This is a genomic window from Roseateles terrae, assembly GCF_014192155.1.
GTDB lineage: Bacteria > Pseudomonadota > Gammaproteobacteria > Burkholderiales > Burkholderiaceae_C > Roseateles > Roseateles terrae.
In genome coordinates this window covers 1316744-1334996 of record NZ_JACHXO010000001.1, presented here as the reverse complement: position 1 = coordinate 1334996, position 18253 = coordinate 1316744, and the positions used below count along the sequence as shown (strand labels likewise).

Annotated in this window: 19 protein-coding genes and 1 pseudogene; 13 read left to right on the top strand and 7 right to left on the bottom strand. The window is 66.7% G+C overall.

Translation table 11 applies throughout. The annotated features are described in order from the left end of the window. The first annotated feature begins 468 nt into the window (after positions 1-468). Together aceA and FHS28_RS05565 are read left to right on the top strand one after the other, a co-directional pair. Positions 469-1758, top strand: coding sequence for an isocitrate lyase (aceA, locus tag FHS28_RS05570; RefSeq protein WP_088449679.1), 1290 nt, complete (start codon positions 469-471; stop codon positions 1756-1758). A 193-nt stretch (positions 1759-1951) separates the two neighbouring features. Next, entirely contained in the window at positions 1952-2428 is a 477-nt protein-coding gene (locus FHS28_RS05565) for a response regulator (RefSeq protein ID WP_088448706.1), read from the top strand. 63 nt (positions 2429-2491) lie between these two features. Here the strand turns inward: FHS28_RS05565 and gbd are convergent, their stop codons facing one another. After that, on the bottom strand, positions 2492-3637 hold the full coding sequence (gene gbd, locus FHS28_RS05560) for a 4-hydroxybutyrate dehydrogenase (protein ID WP_088448707.1): 1146 nt from the start codon (positions 3635-3637) through the stop codon (positions 2492-2494). A gap of 165 nt (positions 3638-3802) precedes the next feature. On the opposite strand from gbd, the gene FHS28_RS05555 reads away from it, so the two are divergent. Then, positions 3803-4786, top strand: coding sequence for an alpha/beta hydrolase (locus tag FHS28_RS05555; RefSeq protein ID WP_088448708.1), 984 nt, complete (start codon positions 3803-3805; stop codon positions 4784-4786). Beyond that, the gene (locus FHS28_RS05550; protein ID WP_088448709.1) at positions 4783-5670 is read left to right on the top strand and encodes a YbgC/FadM family acyl-CoA thioesterase; all 888 of its coding nucleotides are present in this window, start codon (positions 4783-4785) and stop codon (positions 5668-5670) included. The genes FHS28_RS05555 and FHS28_RS05550 overlap by 4 nt, the downstream gene beginning before the upstream one ends. 57 nt (positions 5671-5727) lie before the next feature. Here FHS28_RS05550 and FHS28_RS05545 read toward each other — a convergent pair whose 3' ends face one another. From FHS28_RS05545 to ygfZ, 3 genes are read right to left on the bottom strand one after another with little or no spacing between them, the layout of a single operon-like run. Beyond that, the gene (locus FHS28_RS05545) at positions 5728-7473 is read right to left on the bottom strand and encodes a cation:proton antiporter domain-containing protein (RefSeq protein WP_088448710.1); all 1746 of its coding nucleotides are present in this window, start codon (positions 7471-7473) and stop codon (positions 5728-5730) included. Then, positions 7473-7805 carry a DUF4936 family protein gene (locus FHS28_RS05540; RefSeq protein WP_088448711.1) on the bottom strand — a complete coding sequence of 111 codons (333 nt, stop codon included), beginning with the start codon at positions 7803-7805 and terminating at the stop codon, positions 7473-7475. The genes FHS28_RS05545 and FHS28_RS05540 overlap by 1 nt, the downstream gene beginning before the upstream one ends. Continuing rightward, the gene (gene ygfZ, locus FHS28_RS05535; RefSeq protein WP_246409507.1) at positions 7802-8869 is read right to left on the bottom strand and encodes a CAF17-like 4Fe-4S cluster assembly/insertion protein YgfZ; all 1068 of its coding nucleotides are present in this window, start codon (positions 8867-8869) and stop codon (positions 7802-7804) included. Before ygfZ ends, FHS28_RS05540 begins: the two co-directional genes overlap by 4 nt. A 115-nt stretch (positions 8870-8984) precedes the next feature. Here ygfZ and mltG point away from each other — a divergent pair, with 115 nt between their 5' ends. The 8 genes from mltG to FHS28_RS05495 all read left to right on the top strand — a co-directional run bounded on the left by mltG (position 8985) and on the right by FHS28_RS05495 (position 15756). After that, the gene (gene mltG, locus FHS28_RS05530; RefSeq protein WP_088448713.1) at positions 8985-9980 is read left to right on the top strand and encodes an endolytic transglycosylase MltG; all 996 of its coding nucleotides are present in this window, start codon (positions 8985-8987) and stop codon (positions 9978-9980) included. A 30-nt stretch (positions 9981-10010) separates the two neighbouring features. Then, positions 10011-10628: a dTMP kinase gene (tmk, locus tag FHS28_RS05525; protein WP_088448714.1), complete on the top strand. Its 618-nt coding sequence runs from the start codon at positions 10011-10013 to the stop codon at positions 10626-10628. Further along, the gene (gene holB, locus FHS28_RS05520) at positions 10622-11683 is read left to right on the top strand and encodes a DNA polymerase III subunit delta' (RefSeq protein WP_088448715.1); all 1062 of its coding nucleotides are present in this window, start codon (positions 10622-10624) and stop codon (positions 11681-11683) included. The genes tmk and holB overlap by 7 nt, the downstream gene beginning before the upstream one ends. A 188-nt stretch (positions 11684-11871) precedes the next feature. After that, positions 11872-12270, top strand: coding sequence for a PilZ domain-containing protein (locus FHS28_RS05515; protein WP_088448716.1), 399 nt, complete (start codon positions 11872-11874; stop codon positions 12268-12270). A 229-nt stretch (positions 12271-12499) separates the two neighbouring features. Continuing rightward, positions 12500-13285, top strand: coding sequence for a TatD family hydrolase (locus FHS28_RS05510; protein ID WP_088448717.1), 786 nt, complete (start codon positions 12500-12502; stop codon positions 13283-13285). 215 nt (positions 13286-13500) lie between these two features. Beyond that, positions 13501-14262 carry an ankyrin repeat domain-containing protein gene (locus FHS28_RS05505; protein ID WP_184294196.1) on the top strand — a complete coding sequence of 254 codons (762 nt, stop codon included), beginning with the start codon at positions 13501-13503 and terminating at the stop codon, positions 14260-14262. A gap of 376 nt (positions 14263-14638) precedes the next feature. Next, positions 14639-14902 (top strand): hypothetical protein, encoded by a 264-nt coding sequence (locus tag FHS28_RS05500; RefSeq protein ID WP_088448719.1) that lies wholly within the window; start codon positions 14639-14641, stop codon positions 14900-14902. A 170-nt stretch (positions 14903-15072) separates the two neighbouring features. Then, positions 15073-15756 carry a hypothetical protein gene (locus tag FHS28_RS05495; RefSeq protein WP_088448720.1) on the top strand — a complete coding sequence of 228 codons (684 nt, stop codon included), beginning with the start codon at positions 15073-15075 and terminating at the stop codon, positions 15754-15756. Positions 15757-15930: 174 nt separating this feature from the next. Here the strand turns inward: FHS28_RS05495 and FHS28_RS05490 are convergent, their stop codons facing one another. The 3 genes from FHS28_RS05490 to FHS28_RS05480 all read right to left on the bottom strand — a co-directional run bounded on the left by FHS28_RS05490 (position 15931) and on the right by FHS28_RS05480 (position 17521). After that, the gene (locus FHS28_RS05490; RefSeq protein ID WP_184294194.1) at positions 15931-16080 is read right to left on the bottom strand and encodes a hypothetical protein; all 150 of its coding nucleotides are present in this window, start codon (positions 16078-16080) and stop codon (positions 15931-15933) included. Between the two features lie 653 nt (positions 16081-16733). Continuing rightward, the gene (locus tag FHS28_RS05485) at positions 16734-17279 is read right to left on the bottom strand and encodes a hypothetical protein (protein ID WP_088448721.1); all 546 of its coding nucleotides are present in this window, start codon (positions 17277-17279) and stop codon (positions 16734-16736) included. An 80-nt stretch (positions 17280-17359) separates the two neighbouring features. Continuing rightward, positions 17360-17521 carry a DUF1328 domain-containing protein gene (locus tag FHS28_RS05480; RefSeq protein WP_083525687.1) on the bottom strand — a complete coding sequence of 54 codons (162 nt, stop codon included), beginning with the start codon at positions 17519-17521 and terminating at the stop codon, positions 17360-17362. Between the two features lie 619 nt (positions 17522-18140). Between FHS28_RS05480 and FHS28_RS24730 the strand changes: the two are divergent. Then, a pseudogene (locus FHS28_RS24730) lies at positions 18141-18251 on the top strand (ESPR domain-containing protein); the annotation flags it as partial. Positions 18252-18253 lie beyond the last annotated feature (2 nt).

The window sequence follows — 18253 nt, the reverse complement described above, 5'->3', positions numbered from 1 at the left end:
CACTGCACGGGTGGGACCCACCGACCGGAGAGGTGCTGGCGACATGCCGGCAAGGAAACTCGTGACATGCATGGCCATAGTGGCCGCGGCTCATCGTTCCGCTGCCTCACGTTCTTGCTGAAATGAAGGCCCCAATCGCATCAATGCAGGGGCGCGACCTGCAAAGGGGTGGGTTGATCACCCCGTCGCCAACGGCTCAAAGCGGGTGATTTTCAGATGGTGAAACGATGACGCCGTTATGTAAAAAGCGGGCGTGCTGCACCGCCGCAAAATTTCTCATCATGGAGAAGCGCGTTTCATCATACGGTTTGCAAGTTGCAAGTTATTGATTTCAAAGGAGAAGATTTTGAGTCTTATATAAGACATAAGGGTCCACAAGGCGCAGGTCGCCGCCTAATCTTGAGTCCAAGGCAATGCAGTTTTCAGCCCGATTTCAACTCTCAAGATCAGGAGATTTCCATGAGCACCATGACCCGCGACCAGCAGATTGCAGCCCTTGAAAAGGAATGGGCGGAGAACCCCCGGTGGAAGGGCATTCAGCGGGGCTACACGGCTGCGGACGTGGTTCGGCTGCGCGGCTCCCTGCCGATCGAACACACCCTGGCCAAGCGCGGTGCGGAAAAGCTCTGGAACCTGGTGAACAACGAGCCCTTCATCAACGCCCTGGGCGCCCTGACCGGCAACCAGGCGATGCAGCAGGTCAAGGCCGGCCTGAAGGCCATCTACCTGTCCGGCTGGCAGGTGGCCGGGGACGCCAACAGCAACGGCGAGATGTATCCCGACCAGTCGCTGTATTCGGTGGACTCGGTGCCCAAGGTGGTGCGCCGCATCAACAGCACCTTCAAGCGTGCGGATGAAATCCAGTGGAGCGAAGGCAAGAGCGACATCGACTTCTTCGCCCCCATCGTGGCCGATGCGGAAGCCGGCTTCGGCGGTGTGCTCAATGCCTTTGAGCTGATGAAGGCGATGATCGAAGCCGGCGCCGCGGGCGTGCACTTCGAAGACCAGCTCGCCGCCGCCAAGAAGTGCGGCCACATGGGCGGCAAGGTTCTGGTTCCCACCCGTGAGGCGGTGGCCAAGCTGGTCGCCGCCCGACTGGCGGCCGACACCATGGGCGTACCGACCGTGCTGCTGGCCCGCACCGATGCGGAAGCCGGTGACCTCGTCACCACCGACGTCGATGACAACGACAAGCCCTTCTGCACCGGCGAACGCACGGTGGAAGGCTTCTTCCGCACCCGCAACGGTCTGGAGCAGGCCATCAGCCGCGGCCTGGCCTATGCCCCCTATGCCGACATGATCTGGTGCGAAACCGGCAAGCCGGACCTGGCCTTTGCCAAGGCCTTCGCCGAAGCCATTCACGCCAAGTTCCCCGGCAAGCTGCTGGCTTACAACTGCTCGCCGTCCTTCAACTGGAAGAAGAACCTGGACGACGCCACCATTGCCAAGTTCCAGCGTGAACTCGGTGCGATGGGCTACAAGTTCCAGTTCATCACCCTGGCCGGCTTCCACAGCCTGAACTACTCGATGTTCAACCTGGCCTATGGATACGCCCGCAACAACATGAGCGCCTTCGTGGAGTTGCAGGAGGCCGAATTCGCCGCGGCGGAGAAGGGCTTCACCGCGGTGAAGCACCAGCGCGAAGTCGGCACCGGTTACTTCGATGCGGTCACCACCACCATCGAAGCGCAGGCTTCGACGGCCGCCCTCAAGGGGTCGACCGAAGACGAGCAATTCTTCGACGCCAAGCACGGTTGAAGACGGTCTCGGGCCCTCCGCTCCGAATCCAGCCCGAACCCCCGGGCCGCGCTCCACAAGGGCGCGGCCCTTTTTCATTGGGTTACCGCACGGCCTTGCAACTTCCGCAATGATCAGGCACGCCAATTGCCTTTTACGTGGGCTAACGGACATAAAGAGCGTCCGTCGCTGTTGAATTTCGGAGCTTGTACGAATGACCGATGTGTCCCCCTCCGCCTTGCGGGTTCTGTTCATCGATGACGATCCCGAAGGCGCCCGCACCCTCAGCGAGCTGTTTCGCTGCTATGGATGCGCCACGGCCGTGGCCTACAGTGGCCGGGTGGGACTCCGGCTCGCGAAGCTCTTCAAGCCGGAACTGGTGTTTGTGGATTTCGACATGCCGGACATGAACGGCCTGGAAGTGGTGTCCGAGGCCAAGGTGATCGACGCCGAGGCGGGGCGCCACTGCATGTATGTGTGCCTGACGGCGGGCGGACCGGAGATCACCCAGGAGAAGGCGGACGCCGCCGGCTTCAGCCGATTGCTCTACAAACCGCTGAAGGTCACCGATCTGCTGGCGGTGCTGCTCAGCGCGCGGCCCGGCAATTTTGCGGCGGGCACCGATGTGCCGGCCATCCGGCCTGCGCGCAGTCCGTATCTGGATCCGCCGGAACGGACGCCGCGTCACTGAGGCGGCGTTATAGAGTCTGCGTTATAGAGCCTGCGTTATAGAGTCTGCGTTATTGAGGCTGCATCACATCGACGCCTCGAGCATCCGTCGATAGTCGCTGGTACTGGCTTCGCGCGGATTGGTTTTGTGGCAGTGGTCCCGCTCCGCGCGCGCGATGACCGGGTCATACAGATCGGCCGTCACTCCCATCTCCGCCAGGCGGGTGGGCAGACCGAGCCGCGCCGTCATCGCCTGCACGGCGGCCGCCAGTTCGTCCGCCGTCACGCCTTCCTGCAGGCCCATGGCATGGGCCATGCGGGCGATCTTGTCCTCGCGGCGCAGGCTCTCATGCTCAGCGTTGAATCGGATCACCGCCGGCAGGAACACCGCATTGAGCGTGCCGTGATGCAGCGTTGGCATTAGCCCGCCCAGCGCATGGCTGAGTGAATGCACGCAGCCCAGGCCTTTCTGGAAGGCCAGGGCGCCCAGCGTGCTGGCTGCCATCAGGTCCAGCCGGGCGTCCATGTCGTCGCCGTGGCGGGTGGCACGCTCCACCTGGCGCCAGCCCCGTCGCAGACCTTCGAGCGCGATGCCGTCCGCTGCCGGATTGAAGGCGGCGGACATGAAGGTCTCCATGCAGTGGGCGATGGCATCCATGCCGGTCGCGGCGGTGAGGCCGGGCGGCAGCCGCCGGGTCAGCTCCGGATCACAGATGGCGGACTTCGGCAGCAGCTCCCAGTTGTGAAAACCCAGCTTGCGGCCGTCGTCCACGATGAGGATGGCACCCCGGGCCACCTCCGACCCGGTGCCGGCGGTCGTGGGCACCGCAATCAACGGCGCAGCCCGAGCGGTGATCTGCCCCGCGCCACCTTCAATGGTGGCGTAACGGGTCAGCGGCCCTTCATGGGTGGCGGCAATGGCCACGCCTTTGGCCAGGTCGATGCTGGAGCCGCCGCCAATGGCGATCAGTCCGTCGCACTGGTGCTCCCGGTAGAGGGCCGCGGCTTCGCGGACGGCCGCTTCCGTCGGATTGGGCGGCGTGCGGTCGAACACTGGCGGTGCCGGCTGCGGTCCGTGCTCCAGCGCCTGGTCCAGCACCCCGGCGGCGCGCACCCCGGCATCGGTGACCACCAGCGGGCGCCGGATGCCCACCCGGGTGCATTCCGCGCCGAGCAGCCGGCGGGCGCCGGCCTCCATGTGCACATGCGTCAGATACTGGATCAGGGCCATGTCTTGTCTCCGAGGACGGTGAAGGGCTGTTCGGATCGATGGGGCAGGCGCGAGGCGATCTGGGACAATGCGTCCATGCCCGCCCGGGCCCCCTGAAGTTGGCTGAAACCTCACCGAGAGTAAGCCCTGGAGTTCCTGTTGAGTAGCACCTTGTTGACACCGCGGATGGCCGCGGTGCTGGAGCGCATTCACCGCGCCAATCGCCCGGCTTTCCACAGCCTCACGCCCAAGCAGGCCCGCATTGCCTATTTGATGGGCGCGGAAATCCTCGATCTGCCGCGCGCCCCGCTGACCCGCATCGACAATCTGCGCATTCCCGGCCCGGCCGGCGAGATGGCGGCGCGCCTGTATGCACCCACCGCACGCGAGGCGGGCACCTTGCCGGTGCTGCTGTACTTCCACGGCGGTGGCTTTGTCATCGGCAACCTGGAAACCCACGACAGCCTCTGCCGCCAGCTGGCGCTGCGCAGCGGGGCCGCGGTGCTGGCGCTGGATTACCGGCTGGCGCCCGAGCACCCGTTCCCCGCCGCGGTGGACGACTGCTGGGCGGCGCTGCGCTGGCTGATGCAGGCGGCACCGTCGCTGGGCCTGGACCCGGCCCGCATCGCGGTGGGCGGTGACAGTGCCGGCGGCACGCTCGCTGCCGTCACCGCGCTGCATGCCCGGGACATTCAGAGCGAGCTGGGCCACCCGCTGACGTTGCAGCTGCTGATCACCCCCGGCGCCACCGCCCATGCGGACACCGACAGCCACCGCAAGTTCGCCCAGGGCCACCTGCTGGAAGCGGACACCATCGCCTGGTTCTTCAATCAATACCTGCCGGATGCCCAGCGCGACGACTGGCGCTTTGCCCCGCTGAATGCGGAAGACCATGAAGGGCTGGCCCCGGCCTGCTTCATCCTGGCGGAAGCCGATCCGCTGATCGACGAAGGCGTGGCGTATGCCGATCTGTTGCGCGCCCACGGCAATGCGGTGCAGCTGGAGTTGTATCGTGGCGTGACGCATGATTTCATCAAGATGGGCCGCAGCATTCCGGAAGCCGAAGTGGCCTTGGATGCCTGCGCGCAGGCGCTTCAGCGCGCTTTCCACCTGCCCGAGACCGTACCCGGCGCCGTGACCGGACCCCACCCAGAGACCGCCTCGCCATGACCCAAGCCCCGTCCACCGCCTCGGTGCCCACCCGCGCGCGCTTCCGCTTCATGGAGCGTTTGCGGGTGCGTTGGTCTGAAGTCGATGCGCAGCAGATCGTCTTCAACGGCCACTACCTGACCTACTTCGACACCGCCGTCGGCGGCTACTGGCGTGCGTTGGCGCTGCCGTATGCCCAGACGATGCAAACGCTGGGGGGCGACCTGTTCGTACGCAAGTCGACCGTGGAATATCTGGATGCGGCGCTGTATGACGAACTGCTGGATATCGGCGTGCGGACCGAGCGGGTCGGCACCACCTCGCTCACCATGGCCTGCGCCGTCTTTCGCGGCGACGAATGCCTGGTGCATGGCGAAATCGTTTATGTGTTCGCCGAGGCCAGCAGCCGTGAGCCGCAGCCGGTGCCGCAGCCGCTGCGCGATCTGCTGCTGAGCTTTGAGCGACATGAGCTGATGACGGTGGCCAAGGTGGGCGACTGGGCCACACTCGGCGCGGATGCGCACCGCATCCGTCAGGCTGTGTTTGTGGAGGAGCAGCGCATCCCCGCCGACATGGAGTGGGACGCGGCCGACGAAAGCTGCACCCATGCGGTCGCCTACAACCGGCTGGGCCGCCCGCTGGCCACCGGCCGGCTGCTGGAGCATGTGCCGGGGGTGGCCAAGATCGGTCGCATGGCGGTGCTGTCGCCGATGCGCGGCAGCCGGGTCGGCCGCCAGGTGCTGGATGCGCTGATGCAGGCCGGTCGGGAGCGTGGCTACCGGGAGGTGCTGCTGCATGCCCAGTTGAGCGCAGAAGGCTTCTACACGCGGGCCGGATTCCAGCGGCGCGGTCCGGTGTTTGAAGAGGCCAGCATCCAGCACGTGGAGATGGTGCGGGCCCTGTGAGCGGGCGAGGCGGCGGATCCGCTGCCCGCCGGGGCGGGTGTCACGCCGCCCCGGCGCTCAGTGCCCCGCCGCCGGCACCGCCGCGTTGTCCCCGGGGTGGTCCAGCGGCGCATTGAAGCGCTGCAGGACATGCCGGCTCATGCCGCGCGCCAGTTCCTCTTCCCCATAAAAGACCGTGCCCAGTTGCTCCTTGCGCAGCAGGGCGGACTCTTCCTCGCCATGGGTGCGCAGGACGATCTCGATGCCGGGATTGAGCTGCCGCGCAATCTCCGCCATCTGACGGGCCTTCATCGAGTCAGGCAGCGCCACCACCAGCATCGCCGCATTGGCAATGTGGGCCTGGATCAGCACCATCGGGTCGCTCGCATCGCCACTCACCGCGGCGCGGCCCTGCTTGCGCAGCGCCTCCACCGTTTCGCGGTTCTGCTCCGCCACCACGATGGGAATGTGGCGCTCATCCAATGCCTGCGCAATGCGGCGTCCGACCCGGCCGTAACCCACCAGCACCACCTGGCCTTCGAGGAAGGCGCGTTCGGTGGTCATCGGCAGCTCGGCATAGGGGTCGTCCCGCTGCTCCAGCTTGCGGGCGAAGGCCGAGCGGGCCAGCACCCATCGCTGCACCGGACCCACCGCGGCGAACATCACCGGATTCAGGGCGATCGAGATCATCGCGCCGGCCAGCACCAGATTCATGCCGTCCTTGGGCATGAGGCCCAGCTGCAGACCCAGGCCCGCGAGGATGAAGCTGAACTCGCCGATCTGCGCCAGGCTCGCCGACACCGTCATGGCGGTGTTCAGCGGGTAGCGGAACAACAGCACCAGCGCCGTCGCGGCCAGGGCCTTGCCCAGGATGATCACCAGCACCGTGCCCAGCACATGCCAGGGTTGCTGCACCACCGTCATCGGATCCACCAGCATGCCGACGGACACGAAGAACAGCACCGAGAACGAATCCCGCAGCGGCAGCGATTCCTCCGCCGCCCGGTGGCTGTATTCGGATTCCCGCATCACCATGCCGGCGAAGAACGCGCCGAGGGCGAAGGACACGTGGAACAGTTCCGAGGCCCCGTAGGCGATGCCAATCGCGACCGCGATGACCATCAGGGTGAAGAGTTCGCGGGAGCCGGTACGGGCCACCTGCCAGAGCATCCACGGCAACAGGCGCCGGCCCACCACCAGCATCAGCGCCACGAAGGCGGCGATCTGCGCCAGCGTTTCAGCCAGGGTCTGCCACAGCGGCGCCTGACCGGCCGTTTCGCCGACGGCCGCGCCGCCGCTCAACATCGGCGCCAGCGGCGGCAGCAGCACCAGAATCAGCACGGTGGCCAGGTCTTCCACCACCAGCCAGCCGATGGCGATGCGGCCATTGACGGAGTCGATCGCGCCCCGCGCTTCCAGTGCCTTGAGCAGCACCACCGTGCTGGCACAGGAGAGGGACAGGCCGAACACCAGCGCCCCGCCGAAGGACCAGCCCCAGCTCATCGCCAGGCCCATGCCCAGCAGGGTGGCCACCGTCATCTGCACCACCGCGCCGGGCAGGGCGATGCGTTTGACGGCCATCAGGTCTTTGAGAGAGAAGTGCAGGCCCACGCCGAACATCAGCAGCATCACGCCGATTTCGGAGAGCTGCGAGGCGATGCCGATGTCCGCCACATAACCGGGCGTGGCCGGTCCGATGGCGATGCCGGCCAGCAGGTAACCGACCAGGGCCGGAACGCGCAGACGTTCGGCGATGAAGCCGAAGATGAGGGCCAGACCGAAACCGGCGGCCAGGGTGCTGATCAGGGTGACGTTGTGTTCCATCAGCCACCACCCACCGGTCCGGCGAGGGCGGCGAAGACCTCGCGGTGGCGGGGGCCCTGGGCAAACGGCGCCAGGGCGGCGGCCACCCGCGCTTCCACGCCGATGGCGTCGTTCAGCGGGGGGGCATAGATTTCCATCCAGGTCTGGAAGACCGGATCATGGTCGCGGCGCTGGAGCAGCCGCACCGGCTGTCCCGCGCAGGTGGTCTCGAAGGCGGCGCGGGCCGCGGCGGCCTGGTCCATGTGCACGCGGTAATACACGTACAGCTCGGGGCTGCTCGCTTCCGGGGTCCCGGCGGTGCCGGGCGGGCCGTGATCGGTGACCGCGCTCATTGAGGTTCTCCAACGGTGTAGGGCAGGGGTTGCAGGGTGAGGCGGGGACCGGCTGCGCTGCCCAGATGCAGGCTGCCGGTCTCCAGGGCGGCCAGCTTCACTTCGGCCAGCAGCACTGGGTGTCCAGCGGAGCGGCCGGTGGCGGCGACCAGGCCGGCGGGCTGGCCGGGGTCCTCGCTGTGGAAGATCTCCTGCGCCAGTTGCGGCGTCACCTCACCGTCCAGGGCGAACGGATGGGTGCGGCGCTTGATGGTGCCGCGGTACTGGCTGCGGGCCACCACCTCCTGGCCGGGGTAGCAACCTTTCTGGAAGTTCACACCCCCGATGACTTCGAGGTTGACCATCTGCGGCACAAACTGCTCGACCGTGGCGCCTCGCACCCAGGCCAGGCCGGCCCGCACGTCCAGGCCTTGCCAGTCTTCCAGGGCCAGCGCCGGCAGCGCGGGCGCGGGCGCGGCGGAGGGCTGCAGGAGCAGGAAGCGGGGACCGGTGCCGTCGTCAGGCAGGCGGGTGACCAGCGCCTGCGGCGCTTCTTGCGTTGCGCCGCCTGCGGCAACCTGCGAGGGGGTGCCCGCATCCTGCGCTGGGCTGGCCCCATCTTGCACCGGCCCGGCAGCGGCCATGAAGCGTCCGACCTGCCAGGTTTGCGCTGGCGGCTGGGCGCCCATCACCTCGCCCAGCCACTGTTCGGCCACCTCACCGCTCAGGCCCCAGACCGCCCAGTCGCCGCTCGCGTCGCTGAGTTTGCATTTCGCACGCAGCACGAACATCGACAGGCGCTTGAGGGTCGCCGGCAGCACATCCGCGGGCAGCGCCATCAGCACCGACTGGTGGTCGGGCTTGACCGCCAGCATCGTCGCCAGCAGCCGGCCTTTGGCGGAGCAAAAGCCCGCCAGTCGCGCCTGTTGCAGGGTCTGCAGCGCCAGATCCTGGGTCAGCTGCGAATGCAGGAACTTGGCCGCTTCTTCGCCCTGGGCGTGCATCACGCCGAAGTCGCTCAGGCGGACAGCGCCCGCCACCGGGGCGGCGGACACGGAGGAGGTGGGTTGAGAAATCTGGGTCATGGGGCCGATTATCATCAGCGCCGCATTTCATAGAGGGTGTCCGGTCTTGGCACGCGCAGCAAACAAATCAAAAAAACGGGGAAACCGGTCCGGCTCAGGCACCGGAAGCGGCCGCATGGCCACTTTCCTGGCCCGTCTGGTGGTGGTGGTCGTGCTGCTGGCCGGCGGGGCGGCCGGGGCTGCCTTCTGGTGGTTGCAGCAGCCGCTGGCGCTGGCCCGTCCCAGTGTGGAACTGAGCATCGAGCCGGGGACGCCGCCGCTGCAGGTCGCACAGGCGTGGGTTGGTGCCGGTGTGCAGAGCGACCCGCGGCTGCTCTACCAGTGGTTCCGCTGGTCGGGACAGGCCCGCAAGATCCGCGCGGGCAGTTATGAGGTCCATGAGGGCATCACCCCGCGCGAGTTGCTGGACAAGATGGTCCGCGGCGAGCAGACGCTGGAGCAGCTGCGCATCATCGAAGGCTGGAACCTGCGCCAGCTGCGCGCGGCCCTGGCCGCCGCGCCAGCACTGAAGCAGACCACGGCCGGCCTGAGCGAAGCCGAGCTGATGACCGCCATCGGCGCGCCCGGCGTACCGGCCGAAGGTCGCTTTTTCCCGGATACCTACGCCTACAGCCGCGGGGTCAGCGACATCACCGTGCTCAAGCGCGCCTATGCGTTGATGAGCAAGCGTCTGGAGACCGCCTGGGCCGGCCGCAGCGACGGCCTGCCGCTGCGCAGCCCGGAAGAGGCGCTGGTGCTGGCCTCCATTGTGGAGAAGGAAACCGGCGCAGCGGCGGACCGCGGGCTGGTGGCCGCCGTTTTCATCAACCGCCTGAAGGTGGGCATGCCGCTGCAGACCGACCCGACCGTGATCTACGGACTCGGGGAGCGCTTCGACGGCAATCTGCGCAAGATCCACCTGCAGACCGACTCGCCCTACAACACCTACCTGCGCGGCGGCCTGCCGCCCACGCCGATTTCCATGCCGGGCCTCGCCTCGCTGCAGGCCACGCTTCATCCGACGCCGTCCAAGGCGCTGTACTTCGTTGCCCGTGGCGACGGCACCAGCCAGTTCAGCGACGACCTCGCCGCGCATAATCGCGCGGTCAACAAATACCAGCGCGGCCAGTGAGGCCAGCGCGTTGGAACCCAATCGGAACTCATAGCGGTGACCGGCAGATTCATCACCTTTGAAGGCATTGACGGGGCCGGCAAGTCCACCCACATCGAGCGGGTGGCGCAGCATCTGCGGGCGCGGGGCGCCAGCCTCGTGCAGACGCGGGAGCCGGGCGGCACCGCGCTGGCCGAATCGCTGCGGGCGCTCTTTCTGCAACAGGACATGGACGGCCTGACCGAAGCACTGCTGGTGTTTGCCGCACGGCGGGACCATGTACAGCGGGTGATCGCGCCCGCACTGGCCCTGGGCCAGACGGTGCTGTGCGACCGCTTCAGTGATGCCAGCTTCGCCTATCAGGGCGGCGGCCGCGGCATGGACTGGCAAGTGCTCAAGACCCTGGCCGGCTGGGTACAGCAGGGCCGGGAGCCGGATGTGACCTTCTGGTTCGACGTGGATCCCCAGGTGGCGGCCCAGCGCCGGGCGCAGGCCCGCGAGGCGGACCGGCTGGAACAGCTGGACCTGGACTTCTTCAGCCGCGTCCGCGCGGCCTACGCCCGTCGGGCGGAGGAGGCACCGATGCGGTTTGTGCGCATCGACGCCAGCGACAGCATCGAGGGTGTCGGGCGCCAGGTGATTCATGCCCTGGAGGACCGGGGATGGTGACCGCCGTGACACCGGTGAGCGAAGACGGCGAAATCACCGCCCTGGCCCATGACGGCCAGTTGCCGCTGCCCTGGCTGGCCGCGCCGCTGCGCCAGGCGCTGACGCAGGGACGTAGCCATGCGCTGCTGCTGCAGGGGCCCGCCGGCGTTGGCCAGTTTGACCTGGCCCTGCTGCTGGCGCAGGCCTGGTTGTGTGAACACCGTACCGCCGCGGACCAACCCGGCTGCGGTCGTTGCGCCAGCTGCCATCTGCTGCGGTCCCGATCCCATCCGGACTTCCAGGTGGTGCTGCCGGAAGCCTTGCGCGAACCGCTTGGCTTCGGGGCGATGGAAGCCGAAGGCACCGAAGCCAAGGCCAGCAAGACCAAACCCAGCCGCGAGATCAAGATCGAGTCGATCCGCCAGGTGTTGTCCTTTGCGCAGGTCAGTGCGGCGCGCGGCAAAGCCAAAGTGGTGGTGGTGTATCCCGCCGAGGCGCTCAATACCGTCGCCGCCAATGCGCTGCTCAAGACTCTGGAAGAACCGCAGGGCCTGCTGCGCTTTGTGCTGGCCAGCGCCGCACCGCAGCAATTGCTGCCCACCATCCGCAGCCGCTGCCAGCCGTTGCAGATGGCCCTGCCGGCCCGGGACGCCGCGCTGGCCTGGTTGAACGGGCAGGGCGTGGCGTCGCCGGAGGTCCTGCTGGATGCGACCGGCGGGCGCCCCCAGGAAGCGCTGCTGTGGAGCGAAGAGGGCATCGCCGCGAAGACCTGGCTGGAGCTGCCGCGCCGCATCGCCCGGGGAGAGGCCCAGGCGCTGACCGACTGGCCGGTGCCGCGGGCCATTGCGGCACTGCAGCGTCTGGTGCACGACCTGATGCGCATCGCCCATGGGGCGGGGCCCAGTTACTTCCCGCGTGACGCATTGCCCAAATTGCCGGCCGTTCGCGCCGCGCTGGACCAGTGGGCCAAGACCCTGCAGCAGGCGGCCCGCCATGCGGACCATCCGCTCAATGCCGGTCTGCTGATGGAATCCCTGGTCGCCCAGGGGCAGCAGGCGATGCGCCCGGCCCGGTGAGGACCGCCTCTCACGGTCCGTGAGGGCCGTCGGAGGTGACGAGAGTTCCGTTTCGTGACCGCTTGTGGCGATTGTTGCGGTCTGATGCCAATTGCTTGGCGGGTGAGGCCAGGAAGAAACCCGCTCGCGCCCCGAACGCCTTCTCGGCCCGCTAGACTTCCGACATGAGCGAACTTACCCTCAAGCCCATGAGCGCAGCCCCGAACTCCCCGTCGGCTGCCGGTGCCTCCGGCGCCCCCGCTGCGACCCCCCGGCCCAGCGTGATCCAGCTCGTGTTCAAGGAAAAGGGTGCTCTGTACGCGGCTTACATTCCGATCTTCTCGGAAGGGGGCGTGTTCGTGCCCACCACCCGCGATTACAAGCTGGGGGATGACATCTATCTGCTGATGAGCCTGCCGGAAGATCCGCAGCGGTATCCGGTGGCCGGCAAGGTCGCCTGGATCACCCCCGCCAATGCGCCGGGCGGCCGGACACAGGGCGTCGGCGTGCGTTTCCCGCAGGACGAAAAAACCCGGGTCATCAAGCTGCGCATTGAAGAGGTGCTGGGCACGGCCATCTCGTCCGCGAAGCCGACCCAGACCATCTGAAGACCTCGGCCCGTCGGAGCCCAGGCGCTGCCTGGCTGACTCGACGCGCCCCCGCGGCGGGGAGAGGCGCCCCACTGCGGGAAGGTCTCGCCGCTGCGTCGATCCCGCGCCGCGCCGCGCCCCGCCGCGCTGACCTTGCAGCCTGCGGGTCGTTGTGCCGGGCGCGAGCGGGCGGCCCTTCAGGCGCTCGATAATCCAGGGCTGCTTTCCTACGCTTTCAGCCCTCGCGATGTTCATCGATTCCCACTGCCACCTCAATTTCCCTGAACTCAAGGCTCAGCTGCCCCAGTTGCTGGACGCCATGGCCCAGGCGCGGGTGGAGCAGGCGATCTGCATCAGCACCACGATGGACGAGTTCGCCGAGGTCAAGGCGCTGGCGGACGCTCATGCGGAGCTGTTTGCCACAGTCGGCGTCCACCCGGACACCGAGGACATGCGCGAGCCCACGCTGGAGCAGCTGGTCGCCGAAGCTGCCCATCCGAAGGTGGTGGCCATCGGAGAAACCGGCCTGGACTATTACCGCCTCAACGGCCGTAGCGTCGAAGACATGGAATGGCAGCGGGAGCGTTTTCGCACCCACATCCGGGCGGCCCGTCAGACCGGCAAGCCGCTGGTGATTCACACCCGCTCCAGCGCGGACGACACCCTGCGCCTGATGCGGGAAGAGGGCGCCAGCCAGCCGGGCGGCGTGCTGCACTGCTTCACCGAATCGATGGACGTGGCGCGGGCGGCCCTGGACCTGGACTTCCACATTTCGTTCTCCGGCATCGTCACTTTCAAGAACGCAGCGGACCTGCGCGAGGTGGCCCGGATGGTGCCGCTGGATCGCATCCTGATCGAGACGGACAGCCCCTATCTGGCGCCCGTGCCCTACCGTGGCAAAACCAACCAGCCCGCCTATGTGCCGCATGTGGCGGCATTGATCGCCGACCTGCGCGGCCTGCCGGTGGAGACACTGGCGGCTCACTGCACGGCCAATACCCGGCGGCTGTTCGGACTGCCGCTGCCGGCCTGAGGGGCTTCGCCCAGCGTACAGTCCGAGAGGACAACATGCAGACGGCCCGCCCGAGGGTGGCCGCTGCTCTCTAGAAAGGTGACGGTATGGCTGTGAAGGCTGGGCCCGGTGGGGCGATGAAGAGTTTCGCCGGGTGGACCGGGCGGACGCTTCCTTTGGAGGCGCAAACGCGGCAGCATCCGACCGGCGCGGGCCGAAGCGCCGCGCTCCGCCGCATGCTCGCCGTGTCGATCCTGCTGGGCCTGAGCGGCTCCGTGGCGCTGGCGCAGACTTCCGGGGAGCGCGGCACCGCGTCCAACGCGGCCCCTGCCTCCCAGCCTGTCGCCGGATCGGGCAAGGCGGCGTCCCCCTCCGCCCAGCCCCGTCCACCCGCCCCCCCGCTGCATGAGGCGGCCAGGTTCGACCACGCCGGGGAAGTGATGAAACTGCTGCTGGCGGGCACCGACCCGAACACCCGGGATGCGCAACGCAACACCGCCTTGCACATCGCCATCCGGGAAGAGTCGGAGAACGCAATGAATGCGCTGCTCAAGGCGCCAGCGACCGATGTGAACGCCATCAACCAGGCGGGCGAGACGCCGCTGATGCTGGCAGCGATCAAGGGCCGCCTGCCGTGGGTGAAGACGCTGACCGAGCGCGGGGCCCATGTGAATGAGGCTGGCTGGTCGCCGCTGCACTATGCGGCGTCCGGCCCCAATGAGGCGGTGGTGCGCTGGTTGATTGAGCAAGGCGCCGACATCAATGCGCGTTCGCCCAACGGCACGACGCCGTTGATGATGGCGGCCGGATACGGCGGTCTCAGCAGCGTGGAAGTGCTGCTGGCGGCGAATGCGGACGTCCGGCTGAAGAACGACCCGGGCATGACTGCGGCGGACTTTGCGCGTCGGGCCGGCCAGGACGACTGGGGTAAGAAGCTGGATGAGATGGCTGCGAAGGGGGTGCGTGCCAAGGGCCACCCGGTGGAGCCCTCGAAGTAAAGCTCCGAGCGCTTCCGCGGGTTGCCCAGCCGGATCGGCCTCGTGGGTCGGCCCTGTGGTCATCCGACGAGGGCGCGGTCCAAGGACGCCGCCCAAGAAAATCACGAAAAATCGCGCTGCGGGAGGCCTTCGGGTCGCCTGCGGCGGCGCGCGTGCAGCGGCCGGCGCTGTCGCTCCTGCGCCTGGAGCGGGACGCTGGACGCTTCGATGCCAACAAGCGCACGGAAATCGCCGTTTGCCTTGCCCCGGTGCGCGGTCGGCTGTCAGCCGCCTAGGAGTTTGTCTGACAGCGCCTTTGGTGGCGGGCCGACTGGGCCAACCCGCCGCCCGCTCCTACAGTTCAACCCACGCTGAACTGCTTCCACGGAGCCGCACCATGCACACCGCCTTCCAGGAATTTGCCGCCAATCCCTTCGCCATGCTGCTCGATCCCGAGGGCGTCGCCCAGGAGGTCGCCCGTTCCGAACGCTTGCAGCGCCTGCGCAGTCAGGTGTACCGTCCGCTGGACAAGCCGCTGATTGCCCACCGCGGCGCGGCGGACGTGGCCAGCTTTGATGAAGAGATCGACGGCGCTGAACTGAGCGACGCCGACCTGCTGCCGCTGGCTGGCGACGATGTCCTGCCGGAGCTGGCGGCCTGACGTGGAGGGTGCCGCTGGACGCCGGTGGACGGCGCCCACCGGCAAACCCTGTCGGCGCTGTCTGACCCCGGGTTCCGCTGGCTGACTACACGGAATCCGACGCAAGTTTTCTAGCATGTATCCAAGAAGTCCTTTCATGCCACTGCATGTAAACGCCTTGGGAGACCATCATGCAAGCCTCGAACTTTTCCGCAGTGTTCCTGGCACTGCTTCTGCCAGCCACCGCCGTCTTCGCTGAAGCGGCGCCCACTGCGGACGGTGCGCCGTCCTCGCTGGACGACCGGGTGGAACTGAGCGGCCACAGCCTGGCGGACCGTGTGCATGCACAGCCGACCCGTCGGGTGAGCGTCACGCAAAGCGCTGCGGAGCCTCTGGCCACTGCCAGTCTCTCCGGTGCCGCCGGTAGCTGGTATGGACGAAGTGCCACCGCCCGCCAGACGATGGTGTGGGGGCAACCCTTCGCCGGAAACGGGTTGCGCGTCGGGCTGGGTGTGGAGCAGCGCGGGTCCGCAGTCGGCGGGGGGCTGTATCAGAACCCGTACCGCGGCTGGCGTGCAGGCGCTGCCGGCGACTCTGGTGTGCTGGTCGGGCTGGCATTGCCGGTGACGGCGCGGTCACACGTGTTTGTGCAGACGCCGCTGGTTGAGGGCGAGCGCGCCGCCTATCAAGATTTGAATTTGAATGAGCGTGAGGCTCAAGGTCGTCAGGTCCGTGTCGGCATGGTGTTCAGCAGCCGGAAGCAATATGCCGACCTGCGCAAGGGCCTTCGGATGGAACTGAGTGGTCAGTCGTCCCTGGCGGTCAAGCCACGGGGAGGTGGCAAGGTGTCAGTGACTTTCCAGAAGATTTTCTGAACCGCTGCGTCGCGCTTCAGGCTTGTGCTTCAGTCAAAAGAAAACCGGGCATTGCCCGGTTTTTTCATGTCCGCATCGCTGGCGCTGCGATCAAGTCGATCGCTGAAGCGCTGCTTGACGAGCAGGTCAGCGTCAGGTTCTTGTCGGCAGCCGCCACTGCGAGCAGACGGGCTTTCACACAGCTGGGCGCGTCGGGCGTGTAGCGATAGGAATGGCCACCGGGAAGGTGGCCGTGGTCGTCCACCCCGTTGCAGTCACCCAGGGGCTGCTGCTGCCACCACTCCAGTTGATGCCGTAGGTGCTGAAGTCGGCGGGTTGGGTCATGTGGTTGTTGCGCGGTACCCCATATCCGATGGCCGCGATGTCTCGCAACGTCACCGGTTGTCGGCATTCTCGAAGTCGTTGACCTCTCTCAGCGAGTAGCCGCCCATGCGGCATTGACGCCGGACGCACCGATGCCGCTGTACAGATTGTTTTAGAGGTGGGTATAGCCGCTGCGTTGCAGGGGAACGCGGGATCCGACGTTGGCGTCGTAGTGATGGTGGAAAGTGACTTACCGTTCTCTCACGTCGGAGTCGCTGCGGCCCATCAGACGGACCTTAAGACGCTCACGCGGATGGTTGTCGCTGTAGGTGATGTGATGGCGCCCGCCTTGTTGTCCACCATGCCGTCGAATTCGAAGTGGGGGCATTTGCCACCAGGCCGCCGGGCGGCGCCCCACGGGGGCAGGAGCAGAAGCGACTAGGGGGCACCTGGCCAGAAGGCGGCGCCCCTTGGGGGTAGAAGCGAAAGCGATTGGGGGCAAATGGACTCCGGGGAGAAGGGACTGTTGTTCGTGTTGTCGCCCGTCTCGCCGGTGTGCCGCCAGGTGGGGGCTGAAGGCTCAGCCGCCACCCCCCACTGGGGTGTTCACAACTTCTGGATCAAGTTGGCCACATCAGCATTGGCCAGCGTTGGCTACATCAGCGTCGGCTGAATCAGCGTTGGCTATAGCGAGCCTTGGCGGAGTTCATGCAGACGTCCTTGGCGTCGCCGGACATGGTGCTGCACTTCTCGGAAGCCAGCTTGTAGTCCGCCTTGACGCGTGCTTCTTCAGCATCGTCCACGGCCTCAGCCACCTTCTTGTTCATCTTCATGTCAGCCTTGGCCTTCTCATAGGCGGTCTTGGCTTCACGGGTGCACACGTCCTTGGCGTCGCCGGACCGGTCGTCGCAGCGTTCCTTGGCCACTTCATAGCGGGCTTCGTAGCGGGCTTCCATCAGCTTCGCTTCGTCCTTGCTGCTGCCGGAGTAGTTGTATTCCAGCTGAGCGAGGGCGACCTTCTCACGACCCTTGGCTTCTTCCTGGCAGATGTCCTTGGCGTTGCCGGACAGCTTGTCGCAGGCGTCCTTGTCCACCTTGTAGGTTTTCTTGATGTCGTCTTTGGCGCCATCGTAGACCGACTTGGAGAAGTTGGCAGCCTGAGCCATGCCACAGCACATGGCAGCGGCAGCGAAGAGGGCAGTGAGGGTGGGCTTGTTCATGGTTGTCCTATCCGTGTTGTTGTGGAACTTGGGGACTGTCGGCCGGAGCGTAGGAACGCTCCGGGCAGATGGTCAAAACGTTATTTCCTGAGCAGGCTCATCACGAAGGTCGCGACGGCCATGATCACGAAGACGAAAAACAGAATCTTCGCAATGCTGGCTGCGCCGGCGGCGATACCGCCGAAACCGAAGAGAGCAGCGATCAGGGCAATGACGAAGAAAACGACGGCGTAGTGCAGCATCTGGGATCTCCTGGTGCGGCTCCGTGCCGCGATGAGTGAACTGTAGGGACAGGTCGGTTTCGACGGGGCAGGCGCGAGCCGCAAACGCGCGTCGGCGGGAGAGGTAGTGCGATGTAGGAGGGGACCTACCCAGAGGGGGGACAGGCAGGGGGGACACGGCGGGGGAGCTTTGGGGTATGAGCAGGAGGGCGGACCGCGTCCTGAGACCCATTGGTGGCCGGTGAACTCCCTGTTCATCGACATCTCGCCAGTCTTCGGTTGCACGCAACGGGCGGGGGATGGGATGTTGTCAGATGCCAATGCAGCCCGTTATTGGCATGGATAAGCCATATCTGGCCGGTGGGTCGCTCCCTAGAGTTCGCTCTTGTCCGCCTGACAGCGCAAGGGTCGGCGGATATTCCAGGGCAGCACCGACGTGACGAGTGAGCGCCGGCCGATGTCGTGACTGAGGCAACAGCGCCAATGGCGTCTGGCTCTCAGCGTCACCAATGGGACCACACCGATCCCTCCGCAGACAGCGGGGGCTCAGGAGGGGCTCCACGGCCTCGCGTGACCACGATCCGGCGGCGAGCGAGTGACGCGTGTTCTGGAAGGTGTCCAACCCAACCCCACGCGAGCCATGAACAAGCTTCAGTTCCGGATTGTTTTCAACCCACGGCGTGGCCAGTGCATGGCCGCAGCCGAGACGGTGCGATCTCGTGGGAAAGCGCCTGGGGAGCGCCGAGCCACGGG

Coding starts and splice junctions, on each gene's coding strand:
- aceA (WP_088449679.1), top strand. CDS start 469: ATGACCCGCGACCAGCAGATTGCAGCCCTTGAAAAGGAATGGGCGGAG.
- FHS28_RS05565 (WP_088448706.1), top strand. CDS start 1,952: ATGACCGATGTGTCCCCCTCCGCCTTGCGGGTTCTGTTCATCGATGAC.
- gbd (WP_088448707.1), bottom strand. CDS start 3,637: ATGGCCCTGATCCAGTATCTGACGCATGTGCACATGGAGGCCGGCGCC.
- FHS28_RS05555 (WP_088448708.1), top strand. CDS start 3,803: ATGGCCGCGGTGCTGGAGCGCATTCACCGCGCCAATCGCCCGGCTTTC.
- FHS28_RS05550 (WP_088448709.1), top strand. CDS start 4,783: ATGACCCAAGCCCCGTCCACCGCCTCGGTGCCCACCCGCGCGCGCTTC.
- FHS28_RS05545 (WP_088448710.1), bottom strand. CDS start 7,473: ATGGAACACAACGTCACCCTGATCAGCACCCTGGCCGCCGGTTTCGGT.
- FHS28_RS05540 (WP_088448711.1), bottom strand. CDS start 7,805: ATGAGCGCGGTCACCGATCACGGCCCGCCCGGCACCGCCGGGACCCCG.
- ygfZ (WP_246409507.1), bottom strand. CDS start 8,869: ATGACCCAGATTTCTCAACCCACCTCCTCCGTGTCCGCCGCCCCGGTG.
- mltG (WP_088448713.1), top strand. CDS start 8,985: ATGGCCACTTTCCTGGCCCGTCTGGTGGTGGTGGTCGTGCTGCTGGCC.
- holB (WP_088448715.1), top strand. CDS start 10,622: ATGGTGACCGCCGTGACACCGGTGAGCGAAGACGGCGAAATCACCGCC.
- FHS28_RS05515 (WP_088448716.1), top strand. CDS start 11,872: ATGAGCGCAGCCCCGAACTCCCCGTCGGCTGCCGGTGCCTCCGGCGCC.
- FHS28_RS05510 (WP_088448717.1), top strand. CDS start 12,500: ATGTTCATCGATTCCCACTGCCACCTCAATTTCCCTGAACTCAAGGCT.
- FHS28_RS05505 (WP_184294196.1), top strand. CDS start 13,501: ATGCTCGCCGTGTCGATCCTGCTGGGCCTGAGCGGCTCCGTGGCGCTG.
- FHS28_RS05500 (WP_088448719.1), top strand. CDS start 14,639: ATGCACACCGCCTTCCAGGAATTTGCCGCCAATCCCTTCGCCATGCTG.
- FHS28_RS05495 (WP_088448720.1), top strand. CDS start 15,073: ATGCAAGCCTCGAACTTTTCCGCAGTGTTCCTGGCACTGCTTCTGCCA.
- FHS28_RS05490 (WP_184294194.1), bottom strand. CDS start 16,080: ATGACCCAACCCGCCGACTTCAGCACCTACGGCATCAACTGGAGTGGT.
- FHS28_RS05485 (WP_088448721.1), bottom strand. CDS start 17,279: ATGAACAAGCCCACCCTCACTGCCCTCTTCGCTGCCGCTGCCATGTGC.
- FHS28_RS05480 (WP_083525687.1), bottom strand. CDS start 17,521: ATGCTGCACTACGCCGTCGTTTTCTTCGTCATTGCCCTGATCGCTGCT.